The sequence below is a fragment of the Streptomyces sp. NPDC032161 genome (assembly GCF_040636995.1).
Classification (GTDB): Bacteria; Actinomycetota; Actinomycetes; order Streptomycetales; family Streptomycetaceae; genus Streptomyces.
Genome location: NZ_JBEZVN010000005.1, coordinates 122,708 through 140,790 on the forward strand (window position 1 = coordinate 122,708; position 18,083 = coordinate 140,790).

An 18,083-nucleotide genomic window follows, 5' to 3' on the forward strand; every position below is an offset into this window, starting at 1 on the left:
CTCTCACCGGTCCTGCCGCGCGGGTGGCGTCAGAGGTGCGATCCGTACCCGGTGCAGCCGGTCCCCCGTCCGTACGCGGAGCCCGGCGTCCGTCACCCGGGCGAGCCGCTCCGCGGGCGGAGGCGCGTCGGGGACGTACGACGCCAGCCAGGCGTACAGGGCGGAGGCGTACGCGGCGGGATCCGCGCCGGGTGCGTCCGCCGCGTCGGCCCCCGGGTCGGCCGACAGCAGGAGCGGCTCCTCGCCCCGCACGCGCACCACGCAGGCGGATGGCCCGGTCACATGGGCCGCGACGGAGCAGTTCCGATGGCGGCGGAGCACCTCGGCGGTCCAGACCGCCGGGGAGCCGAAGCGCGGGTCGTCGGGCGTTCCGTCCCGGAACACGACATCGGCCAGGTCCAGGTGGTCCACGTCCCGGGTGTCCTCGTGCAGCGCGATGTGGAGTTCTCCGCCCCGGCCGGGGTCTGCCGCCGGGCGCGGATCCGCCCGGCGGCAGACCGCGACCTCCCCGGGCCCGAGCACCCACGTCCGTACGTGCAGCGGAACGGTCACCGTCCCCGGTTCGTGGTCCGGCAACGGCAGGGGCTTCAACGAGGCCGGGCGATCGGGCTCCGGCGCTCCCATCATCGAGTAGAACAGCCGGCGCAGCCGGGCCGCGGACTCGCCCGGGACGGACGTGGTGAATTCCGCGGGCCCGGTCAGCGGCCGGTGACCGGCGAGAAGCCCTTCGATCTGGGCGACGAGCGACGTGCCGGGATCGAGCTTCGGAGCCTCCCGCATGAACGTGGAGATCGGCGCGTCCGGATCCAGGGAGTCGAGCGGCGCCGCCCCCAGCAGCACCGGGGTGCCGAGCGCGGCCGCGTAGAAGGTCACGGAACCGTGGTCCCCGATCACGGCGTCGGCGGCCAGCAGGGCCTGCCGCCACCCGTTCAGCGGGTCGATCAGCGAGAGGCCGGAGCGCCGTGCGCGATCCAGCCAGGAACGGACCTGGCCGGGGCCGTGGCCGTGCCAGATGTTGGGGTGCAGTACGGCCGCGAACCGGTATTCGTCGACGGGGAACTCGGCGGCGACCCGGTCCAGCAGTGCCGCGACCACATCACCGCCGTCCCCGCCGTCGCCGAACAACGACTCCGAGTTCCAGGTCGAGTTGAGCAGCACGAGCCGCTGACCCGGCCGCACCCCCAGCGCGCGGCGGAAGCGCTCGCGAAGCGGCCGTGCGGCCAGTATCCGGTCGAAGCAGGGGTCACCGGCGAGGGCGGCCGTCGGCGCGGCCTCCGGGCAGGCGAGACGCAGGCGCTCGTACTGCTCGGGATGGGAGAGCACGAGGGCGTCCGCGATCGGTGTGCCTCCGCAGAGCAGCCACTCCGGCGCGAGGCCGAAGACGGGCGCGGCCCGGCCCGACCCGTGTCCGGTGTCCGGTGTCCGGTGTCCGGTGTCCGGTGTCCGGTGTCCGGTGTTGCGAGCCTTTTAGTGTAGCCGACACCGTGCGAGAGGACAGCCAACCGGCCCGAAAATACGTCCAGTTGACCACCGAAGCTGGCGGAGACGGCCAGGTCCACCCGTGTCTCGACCGCCTGCTCCCAGGGAAGGACGGGTACTCCCGTCTCGGCCAGCAGCTCCGCCGTACCGGACATGAACGCCGAGGACCCCGTACAGGTGGCCAGCAGTTGGATTCGCAGGTCGTCGTCGAACAGGGGGAGCACGTCGAGCAGCCGGGTCGCGGCGGTCACGTTGTGCACGACGACGAGGACCCGGAGGCACTCTCCCCGGGTGACCCATCGTTCCGCGTCGTCCCCCACCGGCACCCGCACCCGCCGGGTCCGCCCGTACTCGATCATCCGCACACCGCTCATCCACTCCGACTCGTCCGCTCCGGGCCGCTCACGCGTCGGGCCACGATAGTCAACCGGTGCGCGTGGTCCGACGGCCGACCGGCGGACGGGCCGTCCGTCCCTTTTCGGTCAGCCATCAGTCAGTATCGGTCTCCGGCGATCGTTCATGTGGTGACAACAGTCGTGATCGACGCCGAAAGGATCACTGAATCTCCCTATAGTGAAGCCGCGTTGATCAGCCGACCACCGCAACGAGCGCAGCCCTCGTCACAGGAGAGTCCGTACGATGACGACGCCCGCATCCGCCGTGCCCGACCGTCCGACCGAGGCCCCGGCGACCCCCGGAGGGGGCTGCCCGGGGCGCGCCGCTTCGTCGGCCGTCCCGCTCGGCGGACCCGACTTCCACACCGATCCCAGGGTCCTGTACCGCACCATGCGGAACGAACACGGACCGGTGGTCCCCGTGGAGCTGCCCGGGGGATTCCCCGCCTGGCTGGTCATCGGGTACCGGGAACTCCACCAGGTCACCAGCGACGGCGAGCTGTTCCCGAGGGACGTCGGGCTGTGGAACCAGTGGGGGCGCGTCCCGGACGACTGGCCGCTGTTACCCATGGTCGGCCGGCCGATGCCGTCGGTCTACTTCACGGCCGGGGCCGAGCACCGTCGTCACGCCCTCATGGTCGGACGGGTCCTGGAGGAGGTCGAGCAGTTCCGGCTCCGCGGGGACTGCGAGGAGCTGGCCGACCGGATCATCGACGGGTTCTGCCACCGGGGGACGGCGGACCTGATCAGCGAGTTCGCCGTGCCGCTGCCCGTGCTCGTCCTCGCCCGTCTGGTCGGCTTCCCCGACGCCGACGGCCCGCGGATCGCCGAGGTGCTGCGCGACCTCGCGGACGGCGGCCCCGGCGCCCAGGAGGCCCATCTGCGGTTCGGCGAGCACATGCGCCGGCTGCTGGAGGCCCGGCGGGCCGCACCCGGACCCGACGTGACGTCCCGGATGCTGGCGTACGGGGGTGACTTCACCGACGAGGAGTACGTGCTCGACCTGATGGCCGTCACCGCCGCCGGACACCTCACCACCGCCGACTGGATCGGCAACTCGCTGCGGCTGATGCTCACCGACGACCAGTTCGCCGTGGCGCTCACCGGCGGACGGCACAGCGTCGCCGAGGCCATGAACGAGGTGCTGTGGGAGGAGTGCCCGACACAGATCCTCGCCGGCCGCTGGGCGTCCCGCGACACCTGGCTGGGCGGCCGGAACATCCGGGCCGGGGACATGGTGCTGCTCGGTCTGGGCGCCGCCAACGCCGATCCGCACATCCGTCAGCACCTCCCGACCGCGGCCGGACCGTCGGGCCGGCGCGGCAACAGCGCGCATCTGGCCTTCAGCCACGGCGAATACCGCTGCCCCTTCCCCGCCCAGGAGATCGCGGAGACCATCGCCCGCACCGGCATCGAGGTGCTGCTCGACCGCCTGCCCGATCTGGCGCTGTCCGTCCCGGAGCGGGAACTCGTCCGGCGGCGGTCCGCCTTCCTGCGTGGCATGACCGCACTGCCCGTCCGGTTCACCGCCGTACGCCCGACAGGAGACCTCGCGTGAGCTGTCCGTACACCGCCGCCCATGGAGCCGCCTCGAGCGACGGGACCGTCGTCATCGATCCGTTGGTCCAGGACCTCGACGGCGAGACGGCGCGGCTGCGCGCCGCCGGGCCGCTCGCCCGCATCGAGCTGCTCGGGGTGCCGGCCTGGACCGTCACCCGGCACGGCCTGGCACGTCAACTGCTCGTCGACCCGCGTCTGGTGAAGGACATCGGTGCCTGGGAGCTCTGGCGCAGCGGAGAGGTCACCCGCGCCTGGCCGCTGATCGGCATGATCGACGCCGGACGCTCCATGTTCACCGTGGACGGGGCCGAACACCGACGACTGCGCGCCAAGACCTCCCAGGCACTCACGCCGCGTCGGCTGGAGGAGATACGTCCGCAGATCGAGCGGTTCACCGAGGAGCTGCTCGACTCCCTGGCCGAGCACGCCGAACGGAGTGCCGACGGCGTCGTCGATCTCAAGGCCGTGTACGCGCAGCCGTTGCCGATGCGGGTGGTCGGCATGCTGATGGGGGTCGACGAATCCGAGCACCCCATGCTGCTGCGACGGTACAAGGCGTTCTTCTCCATGCTCACACCGCACGAGGAACGCCTGGCGCTGCTGGCCGAGTTGGACGAGTTCTACGCCGCCCTCGTGCGGGAGCGGACCGCCCGGCCCACCGACGATCTCACCAGCGCGCTGATCCTCGCCGACGAGGGAGGGGAGCCGCTCACCGAGGAGGAGGTGATCGGCAACCTCAAGGCGATGGTGGCCGCCGGGCACGAGACCACCATCGGGCTGATCCTGAACTCCGTACGTGCGCTGCTCACCCACCCCGACCAGCTCCGGAGGGTCCTCGACGGCGAGATCGCGTGGGAGACGGTGATCGAGGAGTCGCTGCGCTGGGACACCCCGACCACCCACCTCCTGATGCGGTTCGCCACCGAGGACATCCCGGTGGGTGACGTGATGATCGCGAAGGGCGAGGGCGTGGTCGTCTCGTACCGTGCCGTCGGCCGCGACACCGAGCAGCACGGGCCGGACGCCGACGACTTCGACATCACCCGGCCGACCCCGATCCGTCACATGGCCTTCGGGCACGGTCCCCACATCTGTCCGGGGGCGGCACTCTCCCGGGTGGAGGCGGGCATCGCGCTGCCCGCGTTGTTCGCGCGCTTCCCAGGGCTGAGGGCGGCCGTCCCGGACCACGAGATCCGCAAGCTGCCGGTGATGACGCAGAACGACATGGAGGCGTTCCCGGTCCTGCCGCACGGCTGAAACGGGCCGGAGGCTGAGGACGGCACGGGCCGGTAGGCGTGCGGGGCCGCCCCCCGTACGCCGGTCCGTCGCCGTCCGTCGGGCGGGAGGGGCCCGGCGCCGTACGTCAGTCCGTCGCGTCCGCCAGGGCACGGTCGGCCGCGGCGCGCGACCGCTGCCACAGCGTGGTCACCGGCTCCCACACGTGGATCCCGTCGGGCATGCCCACCACGGACGCGGAGAACGTGACGCCCCGGTGGGAGGGGTCGGCCGCCACGGACAGGCTCCGGACGACGTGCCCCTCCACGGCCCTCGGGTCCGCCGTGCGCATCGCCGCGTACGCCCGCTCGCCCCGGGCGAGCGCGTAGGGGCCGCTCTCGGAGGGCGGAACGGGCTGGGCGGAACCGTCCAGGCCGCTGAACGTGACCGTCGGGATCCGGTCCACCACGCAGGTCCGGTCGCCGCGGTTGACGACGTCGAGACGGACGACGTTTCGGCGGGCGCCGGGCTCGGCCCGCACTTCGAGGTCCTTCTCCGGGCAGACGGACTGCCGGCTCGTGGTGCCGTCCGGTGCGGTGGCGGCCGTGGTCGGTGCCGCGGTGGCCGTCGACGCCAGGGCGGCACCGACGGCACCGATGGTGAGGGCGGAGACGAGAGCGGAGCGAAGACGCATGGTGTTTCTCCCGTGGGATCGGTGGCCTGCGGATACGGCCGGGCGGCCCGGCGGCCTGCGCGGTCGCCAGGGCCAGTGTGGCCGGTGCCGCCCGGCCTCCGCGACAGAACGGGGGCAAGTGGCCTCGACGGATCCGAGTCGGGGCGGGCCGGGGCGGTTCTCAGCGCGCCCGGACCGTGGCCATCACCTCGCGGTCCGGCTGCAGGGTCAGCGACGGCACGGGGTCGATGACGCCGGGATCCACCTCCAGGTGGAAGCGGCGTGCCAGCACGGCCAGCACCAGCACCGCCTCGACCATCGCGAACCGTGTGCCCAGGCAGACCCGCGGGCCACCGCCGAACGGGAACCAGGCGTACTCCGCGATGTCGTCACCGCTCTCCGGGTCCCAGCGCTCGGGCCGGAACTCCTCCGGCTCGGGGAACCAGCGCGCGTCGCGGTGGGTGGCCCACTGGCTGGTCCATACCCGGGTGCCCTGCGGAATCGGTACGCCGCCGATCCTCGCCCCCGCCTTGGCGACGCCCGTGACCAGCCAGATCGTCGGGTAGAGGCGCAGGGTCTCCTTGACGACCGATCGGGTGTACGTCAGTCGGGCGTAGTCGTCGAACTCCGGCTCCCGGCCGTCGAGCACCCGGTCCAGCTCCTCGGCCAGCGCGGTACGCGCCCGCGGATTGCGGGACAGCAGGTACCAGGCCCACACCAGGGTCGAACTGGTCGTCTCGTGCCCTCCGATGTAGAGCGTGACCGTCTCGTCGCGCACCTCCTGGTCCGTGAGGTGCGCTCCGGTCTCGTCGACCGCCGTCAGCAGTCGGCTGAGCAGGTCGGGACGGTCGCTCCCGCCGTCGCGGTGGCGGGCGACGACCCGGGCCACCTCGGCGTCGATCACCGCGGCGGCCTTCCTGATCCTCGCCCGTCCCGGTGTCGGCACCCAGTCGGGCAGCAGCGCGCCGATCCCGGCGAATTCCCTGCCGATCTCCTGTTGGGCCACGTCCATCGCCCGGCCCATCGCTTCGGCGTCGGCCGCGGTGTCGACACCGAAGATCGTGCGGACCGCGATCCGCTGCGTGAGCGCCGCCATCTCGCGCTTGATGTCGACGCGTTGACCGTCGGACCAGGCGTCGGCCACCTCCACCGTGCTGCCCGCCATCGTCGCCGCGTACGAACGCACCTGCTTGGGGCGCACGGAAGGCTGGACCAGCGAGCGCTTGCGCCGCCAGTCGGCGCCCCGGGCGACCACCACGCCGTTGCCCATCACGGTGCGGAAGGCGATGCCGAGCGCGGGCTGGTCGAAGGAGCGTTCCGTCTCGGTCAGCAGTTCTCCGATGCATGCCGGATCGGCGATGTACAGACTGGAGTTGGGGCCGAACCGCCAGGCGACCATGTCTCCGTGGCCGCGCAGCCGCTCGAAGAAGGCGAGCGGGTCCTTGCTGAACTGCGACAGGTTTCCGAGGAACGGCAGCCCCTTCGGGCCGGGTGCGATCGTGTGGCCCCGTGGTTCGGTGCCGACGGCCGGGCCGGTCTCCGTGGACATGAAGGTCTCCGCTCCCTCGTTCCGCTCCGTGTGACGCACCTCGACCGGTGCGCGACGGCGTGACATCAGGATTACCGCACGACACGCACCTCGTCATCTTCCTTGGATGGAAGGGGAGTTGTCGATGCCGAGCCGTGATCCGTGAGCTGTGTGCCGTGGGCGGGGGAGCGGCGCCCGGGCATGGGAAGCGGCGCCGGTGCGGGTGTCGCCGGGCGGGAGCGGTTCTCGGTCCCGCCCGGCGGGCCGCGGGCCCGGGGCCCGCCGGGGGTACGGTCCGGCCGGCCCGGACGTGGGACCGGCCGGTGACGCGGCTCGGTCCCCCGGTGCGACGTCGCGTCAGACGCCCGGCGGGACCCGGGACGGGCGGCCGGTGCCGCGGGTGAGGGAGTAGCCGAAGACGGCGGCGAGCGCTCCCAGGACACCGCCGCCGACGGTCCACAGCCAGCGGTTGGTCCACCAGCCGGAGGCCCAGCCGTCCTCGGGCTCGCTGCCGAGCGAGACCCTGGCCTTTCCGTCGTCGCCGTCGGTGGCCGAGGAGTCCGACACCTGCTCGACCGAGGACGCGCCGGGGACCAGCGGTTCGGCCAGCGTGCCGTCCACGTCCGCCGCGCCGCCCCGGTCGACCGAGCCGGCCTCGACCTCGGCCCGGATCGGGAGACCCAGGTCCGCCGAGGGAAGGTCGACGACCGTGAGGCGTACGTAATAGCTGCCCGGCAACGGGTCGTTGGCCCATGGCTCGGACCAGGCGCGAACGGTCCGCAGCACGCAGGTCAGCTCGACCGACGACGCGTCGGCCGCCGCCTTCCCGGTCTGGCGGCCGTACATGCACGCCTGGCGGCGCCGCAGCCCGTCGTACACGTCCAGCTGCCAGGTCGACGTGCCGTGCCGGGCGGCGCTCTCCGGCAGGGTGATCTTCGCCTTCACCGTGGCCCGCTGCCCGGCGTCGGCGGGGAACACCCAGTACAGGTAGTCACCCGTGGACGCCTCGGCGGTGGCCCGCTGGTCCTGCTGGATCGCCGTCGCCGTGCGGAAGGTGGTGCCGGCCTCCGTGGGGCCGGGAGCGCCGTCCGAGGAACTCGGGCTCGGGTCCGCCGACGGGTCGTCGGCCGTGGCGGCCCCCGCCGATGTCAGCAGGGCGAGTCCGGTCAGCAGCGCACCCGCGAGTGCACGAGTCGTCCGCCTCATCAGTTGGTCCTCCAGATGGCGATGCGCCAGCGCGAGAGCCGGCCCGTCAGCAGTCCCGCGACCAGTCCGGTGAGGACCAGGACGCCCAGCAGCCACCAGCCGTGGCCGAGACCGAACGCGGCGACGTCGGACGCGTCGTCAGGGGCGTCCACCAGGTCCACGGTCAGCTCGACCGGCATGCCCGGTTCGGTCTTCACCGAGGCCGGGACCGAGAAGGAGTTGCTGACCTGGAGGCACACGGTCTCCGCGGCGGGCTTGTCGCCGCTGTCCGTGTCGTCCTGCTCCGGCTTCGGGTAGCGCAGGCCGGAGGAGATCGCGTCGGTGCGGCCGGTGCCGGACTCCGAGCCACGGACGATCTCCCGCCCGTGCACGGTCACCGCTCTCAGCAGCACGCCGTAGTCGTTGTTCACGGCACGGTCGGCCGAGACACTGACCGAGGCGCGCAGTTCCTGGCCGGGCAGGACGTCCACCCGGTACCAGCGGTGCTCGCCGATCTTCTCGCGGTCGGTGTACAGACCCGCCTTGAGCTGGGGCGCCCCGGAGCAGCTGTTCGCGCCCTCGGTCGCCACCGGAGTGACGACGGGTTCGGCCGCACGGTCCACCAACTGCTTGACGCGGCCGGACAGTTCATCGGCGTGCTGGACGGCGGTGTAGGTGCCGCCGGTGGCCTCGGCGATGCAGGTCAGCTGCTCGCGGATCTTCGCGTTCGGCACCAGGCCCAGGGTGTCGACGACCAGGTGGATGCCGCGTGCCGCGATGTCGCGCGCCACCTCGCACGGGTCCAGCGGACCGCAGGTGTCCTCGCCGTCCGTGATCAGCACGATCCGCCGGGTGGTGTCGCCGCCCTTGAGGTCGTCGGCGGCGCCCAGCAGGGCCGGGCCGATCGGGGTCCAGCCCGTGGGGGCCAGCGTGGCCACCGCGGTCTTCGCCTCGGTGCGGTCCAGCGGGCCGACCGGGTAGAGCTGCCTGGTGTCCTTGCAGCCGACCTTCCGGTCGTCGCCCGGGTAGTTGGCGCCGAGCGTCCGGATGCCGAGCTCCACCTGCTCGGGCACCGCGTCCAGGACCTCGTTGAACGCCTGCTTCGCCGCGGCCATGCGGGACTGGCCGTCGATGTCCCGGGTCCGCATCGAACCGCTGACGTCGAGTACCAGCTCGACCTTGGGGGGAGCCTTGGTTGGGGTTTCGTCGGCCGCGGCGGGGAGCGCCGAACCGAGCCCGGCGGTCAGGGTGGTGAGCAGGATGCCCACCCCGACCGTGAGCCTTCTTCTTATGATCATCGCCGGATACTATTGAAGATTGCTTCGCTTCCCCAAACCGGTGCGGAGGCGGTGGAGGCTCCCTTCTTCCGTGCTTCCGGGGACGAGTGACATGCGGTCAGTGGCCGTGCGACCTGCGGTGAACCGGTGGGTCGCACGCACTCGGCGACGGGTGACCTGTCGTCCGCCACGCGTGGTCGGTGTCCGCGCTGCCGACGGGGCTACGAGGGAAGGGACCCGCCCAGGAGGGGGCGTGCCGCCCGCTCCAGGACCGACTCCACCCGCTCCCAGGTGACCGAGTCCCGCCGGACGGCGGGCAGTCGGGCCCCGTCGCCCGCGCCCCAGGCGGTGGCGATCGCGACCGGGTCCTCGTCCGTCGCCGCGGCCGCGGCCAGCGCCGCCGCGCCCAGCGCCACCGGTTCGCCCGGGGCGGGCACGATCAGCGGCCGCCCGGAGAGCCGTCGTACCGTCTCCACCCACGTGCGCCCCCGGGCGCCGCCGCCGATCAGGCGCAGCGGCCGGGCGGCCACCTCGGGGGCGGCCGGGTCGAGGCCGCAGGCCCGCAGGAGTTCGTCCAGGGCGCGCAGCACGGTGACGACCGCTCCCTCGTAGGCGGCCCCGAGGAGCTGGCCCGGGGTGGTGTCGTGCCGGAGCCCGGTGAGCAGGCCGGAGGCGACGGGCAGGTCGGGTGTGCGCTCGCCGTCGAGGTAGGGGAGCAGCACCGTCTCGCCGCCCGGCGTCGCGTCCTCACGGTCCAGGCCCAGCAGGACCGCGACCTTGTCGACGGCGAGCGTGCAGTTGAGGGTGCAGGCCAGCGGAAGGTACGTGCCGTCCGTCGCGGCGAACCCCGACAGGGCCTTCGACACCGGCCGCGACCGGGAGGCGGCGAAGACCGTGCCCGAGGTGCCGAGGCTGAGCACCGGGTGGTCCAGCAGCCCGGTGCCGCCGAGGCCGAGACCCACCGCGGCACCCATGTTGTCCCCGGTGCCCGCGGCCACGGCGATCCCGGCGGGCAGGCCCAGGGCGTCGGCCGCGCCGGCGGTCAGCGGGCCGATACGTGTCGCTCCCGTCCCGGCCACCTCCGGCAGCAACGCGGCTTCCAGGCCGATCAGTTGGAGAAGCCCGGAGTCGTACGCGCCGGTGGCGGTGGAGTACCAGCCGGTGCCCGAGGCGTCTCCAGGGTCGGTGGCGGCGATGCCCGTGAGGCGCTCGGTGAGGAAGTCATGGGGGAGGCGTACGGCGGCCGTCGCGTCGGCGGTGCGTGGCTCGTTCTCCCGCAGCCAGCGCCATTTCGATGCGGTGACCGAGGCCACGGGGGCCGAGCCGGTCCGCAGCGCCCAGGCGTCGGGGCCGCCCAGCGCCGCCGTGAGGGCGGCGGCCTGCGGGGCGGAGCGGGTGTCGTTCCAGAGCATCGCCGGACGGAGCGGACGCCCCGTCCGGTCGAGGACGACCAGCCCGTGCTGCTGCCCGCACACCGCGATGCCCGTCACGTCGGAGGCGGGCACACCGGAGTCCGCCAGCCCCGCGGCGACCGCGTCGCGCAAGGCCCGCCACCACGTCTCGGGGTCGCTCTCGCGGGCCCCTGCCTCCCCGGAGACCACGTGCGGTGCGCGGCCGACGGCGAGCGGTCGGCCGGTGTCGGCGTCGACGAGGACGGCCTTGGTCGACTGGGTGGAGCTGTCCACGCCGATGACGACGGCACGCGAATGCACGGCCCGTCTCCTTCCTGCTCCCGCGCGGTGCGGAGGCCGTGCCGCGGGGGGCGGTCGATTCGTGCCATGCGGCGAGTGACGCATGCGTCGGACATTTTCGACCGTGAGGAGAACAAAACAAAGAGCCGGGTCCGCGCCGGTCCGTGAACACCTCGCGGACGCGCGGAGAAGTGAGGGAGTGCGGCGGGGTTACGGCGCAGGGGCCGCGGGTGCATGATTGGTCATCTGCGTAAACAAATATCCGGGCGGGCCCCGGTATCCGGCCCCGTCCCGGTTCCGGGACCCGACGGCACCGAAGGCGGCCAGACGATGACGACGGAACGCTTCACGCCCACTCCCGCGGACAGGTTCACCTTCGGCCTCTGGACGGTGGGCTGGCAGGGACGTGACCCCTTCGGCGACGCGACCCGCGCCGCGCTCGACCCGGTCGAATCCGTACGGCACCTCGCGGAACTCGGCGCGTACGGTGTGACGTTCCACGACGACGATCTCGTCCCGCCCGGTGCGACGGACGGCGAGCGCGAGAGGATCGTGAAGCGGTTCCGGCAGGCGCTGGACGCGGCCGGGCTCGTCGTGCCCATGGCGACGACGAACCTCTTCACCCACCCGGTGTTCAAGGACGGCGCGTTCACCGCCAACGACCGGGACGTACGCCGCTACGCGCTGCGCAAGACCCTGCGCAACATCGACCTGGCCGTCGAACTCGGCGCCACCACCTATGTCGCCTGGGGAGGCCGCGAGGGCGCGGAGTCCGGCGCGGCCAAGGACGTCCGGGTCGCCCTCGACCGCATGAAGGAAGCCTTCGACCTGCTCGGCGACCACGTGACCGAGCAGGGGTACGATCTGCGATTCGCCATCGAGCCCAAGCCCAACGAACCGCGCGGCGACATCCTGCTGCCGACCGTCGGACACGCCCTCGCCTTCATCGAGCGCCTCGAACGCCCGGAGCTGGTCGGCGTGAACCCGGAGACCGGGCACGAGCAGATGGCCGGGCTGAACTTCCCGCACGGCATCGCGCAGGCCCTCTGGGCGGGCAAGCTCTTCCACATCGACCTGAACGGGCAGTCCGGCATCAAGTACGACCAGGACCTGCGGTTCGGTGCGGGCGACCTGCGTCAGGCGTTCTGGCTCGTCGACCTGCTGGAGACGGCCGGCTACGAAGGTCCGCGGCACTTCGACTTCAAGCCGCCGCGGACCGAGGACCACGAGGGCGTCTGGGCCTCGGCCGCGGGCTGCATGCGCAACTACCTGATCCTCAGGGAACGCGCCGCCGCCTTCCGCGCCGACCCCGCCGTGCGGGAAGCGCTGCGCGCGTCCCGGCTCGACGAACTGGCCCGCCCGACCGCCGCCGACGGGCTGTCCGGGCTGCTGGCCGACCGGTCGGCGTTCGAGGAGTTCGACGTCGACGCGGCGGCGGAACGCGGCATGGCCTTCGAGGTACTGGACCAGCTGGCCATGGACCACCTGCTCGGCGTCCGCTGACCGCCCGTCGCCGCGGGCGGGTCCTGCCCGGCAGGCGCGCGGGGCGCGTGCGAGGTGCGCGCCGCGCCGGTCAGCCGGTGGTCCGGTCCCCGGCGTACGCCACCGGGTCGGCGAGCACCTTCGCCGTCACCTGGGCCGCCGCGCCCCGCGCCGCGTCGCCCGCCACGGACGCGGCGCGCAGCCGCCCGTTCTCCGGGGACCAGAGCCCGGACACCACCCGCGCGGACAGCTCCTCGGCCACGGGCGGGGACAGCCACGGCATCAGGCCCCGGTAGATTCCGCCGAGCACCACCGCGTCCGGGTCGAGCAGGTTCACCGCCCCCGACAGCACCCGCCCCAGCATCCGCCCGGCCTCCGTGACCGCGGCCACCGACCGGCCGTCACCGGCCCGCGCGCGCCGTTCCAGTTCGGCGACCCCGGCTCCGGCACCGGGCTCCTCGACGCCCGCGGCCCGCAGCAGCGCTGCCTGCCCCGCGTACCGTTCCAGACAGCCGCGCGAGCCGCACCGGCACTCCGGGCCCGCCGCGTCCACCACCACGTGCCCGATCTCCCCGGCGAACCCGTGGGCCCCGCGCAGGAGTTCACCGTCGACCACCAGGGCGCCGCCGACGCCGATCTCGCCCGTCACATGAAGGAAACTTCGGACCGTGCCCGGCGAGCCGAACCACAACTCGGCGAGGGCGGCCAGATTGGCCTCGTTCTCCGAGGACACCGGCAGTGCTCCGTGCCCGGGCCGCCGGTCGGCGAGCGAGACGGCGAAGAGTTCCTCGGCCGGGACCCGGTTCCAGCCCAGGTTGGGTGCCTGACGCACCGTGCCGCCGGAGACCAGGCCGGGCAGGGCGAGCGTGGCCCCGACCGGGGACAGCCCCTGCTCGTGCGCCGACTCCAGGGCGCGTGCGGCGATTCCGGCCGCCCGCGCCAGCACCTGCGCGGGGGGCGCGCCGCGGTTGTCCAGGTGCTCGGTGAGGCGTACCCGGTCGGTGCCCGCCAGGTCCACGACGCACACCGACACGTAGTCGATGTTGACCTCCACCCCGAGCCCGGCCGGTCCCGTGCGGGCCACCCCGAGCGCGGTGCCGGGGCGCCCCGCCTGCCCGCTGAACGTCTTGCCGTACTCGGTCAGGAACCCGAGGCCGAGGAGCTGTTCGACGAGCGAGGACACGGCCGCGCGGGTCAGTCCCACCCGGGCGGCGACCCCGGCCCTCGTCGCCTCGCCCTCGTCACGGACGGCCCGCAGCACCAGGCTGAGGTTGCTCCGGCGCACGGTGTCCTGGTCGGCCTTCGGCCCCAGCGGTGCGAGGTTGCGCTTCATATCGGGGCCGAGCCTATGCGATCCCTTGTACGAAAAGTGGCGCCATCCGCGTACGGCGAGACGGGCGACCCGGGTCCGGGACAGAGGCGCCCGCGTACGGGCGGACGAGTGCCTCGCGTACGGGGAGGCGAGTGGCCCGATGGGGGGACAGGCGAGGTGCGTACGGGAAACGGGCGAACCGCGAGCGTGCGGGGACACCCGATCCGCCGCTCGCACCGCCTGCGCGCCCGCACGCACCGGCGCGCGCCCGCGTGAGCGGCCGGGCGACCGGTGTGTGCGGCAGGACCCGGCGCTCAGGCCGTCGCGCCACGCTCCTTGAGCATGTCCGTCATGAGCCCGATCTCCGACTGCTGGCCCCGGACCATGCCCGCCGCCAGGTTCTTGATCTCCTCGGTGCCGGCCGCGTCGGCCGCCGCCCGTGCCATCTCCGCCCCCGAGCGGTGATGTGCCGTCATCAGCTTCAGATACAGCGCCTCGGCGTCCCGGTCCTCGGCCTTGTGCAGCGCGTCGAGTTCGGTGTCGGTGGCCATGCCCGGCATCAGCGAACCGTCGCCCCTGGGCGTGAAGGTGTGCCCCATCCACGTCATGGGAGGAGCCCCGGACGACTTCGGCCGGCCGCACATCTCCAGCCAGCCGAGCATCATGCCGCGCTGATTGGCCTGGGTGTCGATGATGTCGTACGCGAGCCGGCGCACCTCCACGTCGGACGTCCGGTCCCGCACGATGAACGACATCTCGACCGCCTGCTGGTGGTGGATGGACATGTCCCGGGCGAAACCGACGTCGGCCTACGTCTCCGCGGGCGCGGCCGGTGGCTCGGCGGAGTCCCAGGAGGAGCGTCCGGCGAGCATCGGCGCGACGAGCCCCAACGCCACCAGCAGCACCGCGCCGCCCGCCACCGCCAGGGTGCGCGAGGAACGCGGCGAGGACGTCATCGGGCGACCCCGCCCGTGCACGCGGCGCCCGGCTCCGGGGTCTGCGGCCCCTGCAGGTACTTGGTGAAGAACTGCTCCACCCGCGCGTCGGTGGAGCTCTTCACCGTCACCTGCTTGCCCCACGCGCTGAGGACGAGCGGGGCGGCCTGGTCCTCGACGGGGCTCATCAGGGAGTACGGCGTCGCCTTGACGCGTTCGCCGAGCTTCTTCACGTCGTCCGGGTCCGCCTTCTTCGTGTACGTCACCCGGACCGCGCCGTGCTCCAGGGAGTGGACGGCGTTCCCCTTCGGTATCGGCTCGATGCAGACGTCCGCGTCGCAGTTCATCCACACCGGGTCGTGGTCGCCTCCGACCGGCGGGTTCATCGGGTAGGAGACCTTGGTTCCGACGTGGTTCTGGGAGAGCCGGCCCCAGGTCCGCTCGCCCTGGACGGGGGTGGCCCTGACCTCCAGCCAGCCCAGCTCCACCGACACGGGCGTACTCGGCCCTCGTCGGTGCATCGGTCGGCTCGGTCTGTTCATCCTCGCATCGTAGGGTGTGTGAATTTTCAATGACGGGCGGGTCAGGCGGATCCCGGATGGGAGTCCCCCGCGTGCCGAGCGCCGTATGCGCGCTTGGAGCGCCGGTGACCGGGCGCGAGCCGCCCGTGCGCGCCGGCGACCGGGTCGTTCGCGCTCCCGTGCGCCGGTGACCGGGCGCACGCCTCCCGCGCGTCAGGGACGGGCGGTGCTCACCCCCGGTCGAGCGCCCGGTCGGTGAGCGGGCCGGCGCAGCCGGTGTACCGGGCGGGTTCCGTGAGCTCGGCCAGGTCGAGACCGGTGAGCTCCGGCTCCTCGTCCAGGACGTCGGCGAGGACATCGGCCAGATCCGTGGTCTCCGCGCGGGCCCGCGCGGCGGCGTTCACCAGCACCTCCCTGGCCCGCTCGCGGCCGATGCGGCCGGCGAACACGGCGGCCAGCCGCTCCGAGACGATCAGCCCGTCGGTGAGCTGGAGGTTCTCCCGCATGGCGTACGGGACGACGCGCAGTCCCCCGGCGAGTTCGGCGGCACCGTGCGCGGCCCCGCCGACGAGCCTCAGCAGCTCGCGCAGCGGCTCCCACTCGGCGTGCCAGGCCCCGGCCGGCCGTTCGTCCCCGGCGGCCAGCGATCCGTACAGCGTCGCCGCGAGACCCGGTGCGCGTCGGGCGGCCGCCGCGATCAGCGTGGCCCGTACGGGGTTCGCCTTGTGCGGCATCGTGGACGAGTCGCCGCCGTGTCCCTCGGCCACCTCGCCGATCTCGGTGCGGGACAGGGTGAGCACGTCGGCGGCCATCTTGCCGAGGGCGCCCGCGGTGAAGGCGAGCGCGCCCGCCAGGTCGGCGACCGGGGTGCGCAGGCTGTGCCACGGCAGCAGCGGTTCGGCCAGACCGAGCTCGCTCGCGAACGCCTGGAGCAGCGGCATGCCGGGGCCGTGGCCGTCGAGAGCCGCGTCGTCCCCGTCCTCCCGCGGTGCGAGGACGTCGAACGCGGCCAGCGTTCCCGCCGCGCCACCGAGTTGTACGGGCAGCGATTCCCTCACGGCCGACAGCCGGTCCCGGGCGTCCAGGATCAGCGCGCGCCACCCCGCCGCCTTCAGCCCGAAGGTGATCGGCACGGCGTGCTGGGTGAGGGTGCGGCCGGCCATCGGAGTGTTGCGGTGCGCGACGGCGAGCCGCGCCACCGCGTCCGCGGCCCGCGCCAGATCGTCGAGCAGCCCCGCCAGGGTCCGCGCGGCGACGAGCATGGCGGCCGTGTCCAGGATGTCCTGGCTGCCCGCACCCCGGTGCACGTACGGCCGGGCCTGCGGCTCGACCGCCGCGACCAGATCGGAGATCAGCGGGACGACCGGATTGCCGGCCGCGCGGGCGCGCAGCGCCAGGTCCCGTACGTCGAAACGGCTCGCCTCGGCCGCGGCCGTCACCGCACGCCCGGCCTCGACGGGCGCGAGCCCGCAGACGGCCTGGGCGCGGGTGAGGGCCGCCTCCGCGTCGAGCATCGCCCGCAGGAAGGCGCCGTCACCGGTGGCCGCCTCGACGGGGGAGCCGGCCCTTTCGGGGGCGAGCAGTCCGGCATCGTTCTCGTACGTCAACTGAACTCCAGGAAGACCGTTCGTCACCGATGCGGCGCGCCGAAGCCAACCGGACGCCGATGGAGGAGCTTCCATCGGACACCGAAGGAGGAAGCGGCGCGCGGCGGTAGCGGCTCAGGGTGTGCTTCGAGAGTCCCGTTCGGCCTCGGGGCGGACGGGACTCTCGAATCACGCCCTGGGACGGGAGACCCGCCGGACCGCGTCCCGCAGGGTGGTGCTCAGCTCTCGTCGCCCGTCCCGTGGATGCCGAAGGCCGCGCCCTGCGGGTCACGGACCACCGCGGTCCGCGGCCCCTCCCGAACGCTCGTGGGCGGCGCCAGCAGCTCGCCGCCCGCCCCCTGGGCGGTGGCCGCCGCCGTGTCCACGTCCGCCACCCCGAAGTACGGCAGCCAGTTGGCCGACCGGTAGGCGGCGAACGCGTCGTCCATGACCACCAGACCTCCGAAGTCCTTCCCGGCCAGGCTCCACCGCGGATTCTTCTCCGAAGCGGTGTTCACCGCCCATCCGAGGACCTCCGGGTAGAAGGCCAGCGCCGGTTCGGCCTCATGGGTGATGAGTTCGACCCAGCCCAGCGCGCCGGGGGCGTTCAGTCGCTCGAAGCCCGCGAAGGCGCGCGCCTGCCACAGGGAGAAGACCGCCCCGGACGGGTCCGCGACCACCGCGAACCGTCCCTCGTCGAACACGTCCAGTGGGCCCACCAGGAGCGAACCGCCCGCCGACTTCACCTGTTCGACGGCGGCGTCCGTGTCCCCGGTGGCGAACGAGACGGTCCAGGCGGTCGGCTGCTCCGGCTGGTAGGTGGGGCTGAGGGCGGCCACGCGCGCGTCCCCCAGATGGGCCACGGTGTAACCGCCCGCCTCCGGGCGGGGATCGGTCTCGGAGCGCCAGCCGAGGACCGCCGAGTAGAACGACTTGGCGGCGGGGACGTCGGACGTGCTCAGCTCGACCCAGCAGGGGCCACCGGGCACCGGTCCGGTCGGCTTCATCGCATTCCTCCTTGTGGACGCGTGGCGGCGGGAGCACGGGGCGGCCGGGACGCGTGGACGGGTGCGGTGGGACGCGAAGGCGAGTGGACGCGCGACGGCCCGACCAGGACCCGCGTCCGGCCCTCTCTCCGGCCCCGCGCAGTCGAACGTTATGACCTTATGGGGAGGGCGACCACCGGCGCCCGGCGTTGGTGCCCGGGCCGCGGAGAGGAAGTGTTTTACGGGTGTAATACCTGC

At 73.2% G+C, this 18,083-nt stretch carries 13 protein-coding genes and 1 pseudogene; 3 read left to right on the forward strand and 11 right to left on the reverse strand.

The window, feature by feature from the left end; genetic code table 11:
• Positions 1 to 3 precede the first annotated feature (3 nt).
• Positions 4 to 1,323 carry a hypothetical protein gene (locus AB0E67_RS14785; protein WP_362025859.1) on the reverse strand — a complete coding sequence of 440 codons (1,320 nt, stop codon included), beginning with the start codon at positions 1,321 to 1,323 and terminating at the stop codon, positions 4 to 6.
• Positions 1,324 to 2,118: 795 nt separating this feature from the next.
• Between AB0E67_RS14785 and AB0E67_RS14790 the strand changes: the two genes are divergently transcribed.
• Positions 2,119 to 3,432, forward strand: coding sequence for a cytochrome P450 (locus tag AB0E67_RS14790; protein ID WP_362025862.1), 1,314 nt, complete (start codon positions 2,119 to 2,121; stop codon positions 3,430 to 3,432).
• Positions 3,429 to 4,691, forward strand: coding sequence for a cytochrome P450 (locus AB0E67_RS14795; protein ID WP_362025865.1), 1,263 nt, complete (start codon positions 3,429 to 3,431; stop codon positions 4,689 to 4,691). Before AB0E67_RS14790 ends, AB0E67_RS14795 begins: the two co-directional genes overlap by 4 nt.
• A 106-nt stretch (positions 4,692 to 4,797) precedes the next feature.
• On the opposite strand, the gene AB0E67_RS14800 is transcribed toward AB0E67_RS14795, so the two are convergent.
• The 5 genes from AB0E67_RS14800 to xylB all read right to left on the reverse strand — a co-directional run bounded on the left by AB0E67_RS14800 (position 4,798) and on the right by xylB (position 11,024).
• Positions 4,798 to 5,343 (reverse strand): DUF4232 domain-containing protein, encoded by a 546-nt coding sequence (locus tag AB0E67_RS14800; RefSeq protein WP_362025867.1) that lies wholly within the window; start codon positions 5,341 to 5,343, stop codon positions 4,798 to 4,800.
• A gap of 160 nt (positions 5,344 to 5,503) precedes the next feature.
• Positions 5,504 to 6,871: a cytochrome P450 gene (locus AB0E67_RS14805; RefSeq protein ID WP_362025870.1), complete on the reverse strand. Its 1,368-nt coding sequence runs from the start codon at positions 6,869 to 6,871 to the stop codon at positions 5,504 to 5,506.
• Positions 6,872 to 7,207: 336 nt separating this feature from the next.
• Positions 7,208 to 8,056: a hypothetical protein gene (locus AB0E67_RS14810; protein WP_362025873.1), complete on the reverse strand. Its 849-nt coding sequence runs from the start codon at positions 8,054 to 8,056 to the stop codon at positions 7,208 to 7,210.
• On the reverse strand, positions 8,056 to 9,333 hold the full coding sequence (locus tag AB0E67_RS14815; protein ID WP_362025875.1) for a VWA domain-containing protein: 1,278 nt from the start codon (positions 9,331 to 9,333) through the stop codon (positions 8,056 to 8,058). The genes AB0E67_RS14810 and AB0E67_RS14815 overlap by 1 nt, the downstream gene beginning before the upstream one ends.
• Before the next feature lie 200 nt (positions 9,334 to 9,533).
• Positions 9,534 to 11,024, reverse strand: coding sequence for a xylulokinase (xylB, locus tag AB0E67_RS14820; RefSeq protein ID WP_362025878.1), 1,491 nt, complete (start codon positions 11,022 to 11,024; stop codon positions 9,534 to 9,536).
• 309 nt (positions 11,025 to 11,333) lie between these two features.
• Between xylB and xylA the strand changes: the two genes are divergently transcribed.
• Positions 11,334 to 12,506, forward strand: a complete 1,173-nt coding sequence (gene xylA, locus AB0E67_RS14825; protein ID WP_362025881.1) for a xylose isomerase — start codon at positions 11,334 to 11,336, stop codon at positions 12,504 to 12,506.
• Positions 12,507 to 12,576: 70 nt separating this feature from the next.
• Here the strand turns inward: xylA and AB0E67_RS14830 are convergent, their stop codons facing one another.
• From AB0E67_RS14830 to AB0E67_RS14850, 5 genes and pseudogenes are all read right to left on the reverse strand, one after another.
• Positions 12,577 to 13,818, reverse strand: coding sequence for an ROK family protein (locus AB0E67_RS14830; protein WP_362025884.1), 1,242 nt, complete (start codon positions 13,816 to 13,818; stop codon positions 12,577 to 12,579).
• A 293-nt stretch (positions 13,819 to 14,111) separates the two neighbouring features.
• Positions 14,112 to 14,753, reverse strand: a pseudogene (locus tag AB0E67_RS14835) (DUF305 domain-containing protein).
• Complete coding sequence (locus AB0E67_RS14840; protein WP_362026446.1) at positions 14,750 to 15,253, reverse strand: DUF3105 domain-containing protein; 504 nt, start codon at positions 15,251 to 15,253, stop codon at positions 14,750 to 14,752. Before AB0E67_RS14840 ends, AB0E67_RS14835 begins: the two are co-directional and overlap by 4 nt.
• Before the next feature lie 230 nt (positions 15,254 to 15,483).
• Positions 15,484 to 16,860 carry a 3-carboxy-cis,cis-muconate cycloisomerase gene (gene pcaB, locus AB0E67_RS14845; protein WP_362025887.1) on the reverse strand — a complete coding sequence of 459 codons (1,377 nt, stop codon included), beginning with the start codon at positions 16,858 to 16,860 and terminating at the stop codon, positions 15,484 to 15,486.
• Between the two features lie 218 nt (positions 16,861 to 17,078).
• Positions 17,079 to 17,846 (reverse strand): VOC family protein, encoded by a 768-nt coding sequence (locus AB0E67_RS14850; protein ID WP_362025890.1) that lies wholly within the window; start codon positions 17,844 to 17,846, stop codon positions 17,079 to 17,081.
• Between the last annotated feature and the right edge of the window lie 237 nt (positions 17,847 to 18,083).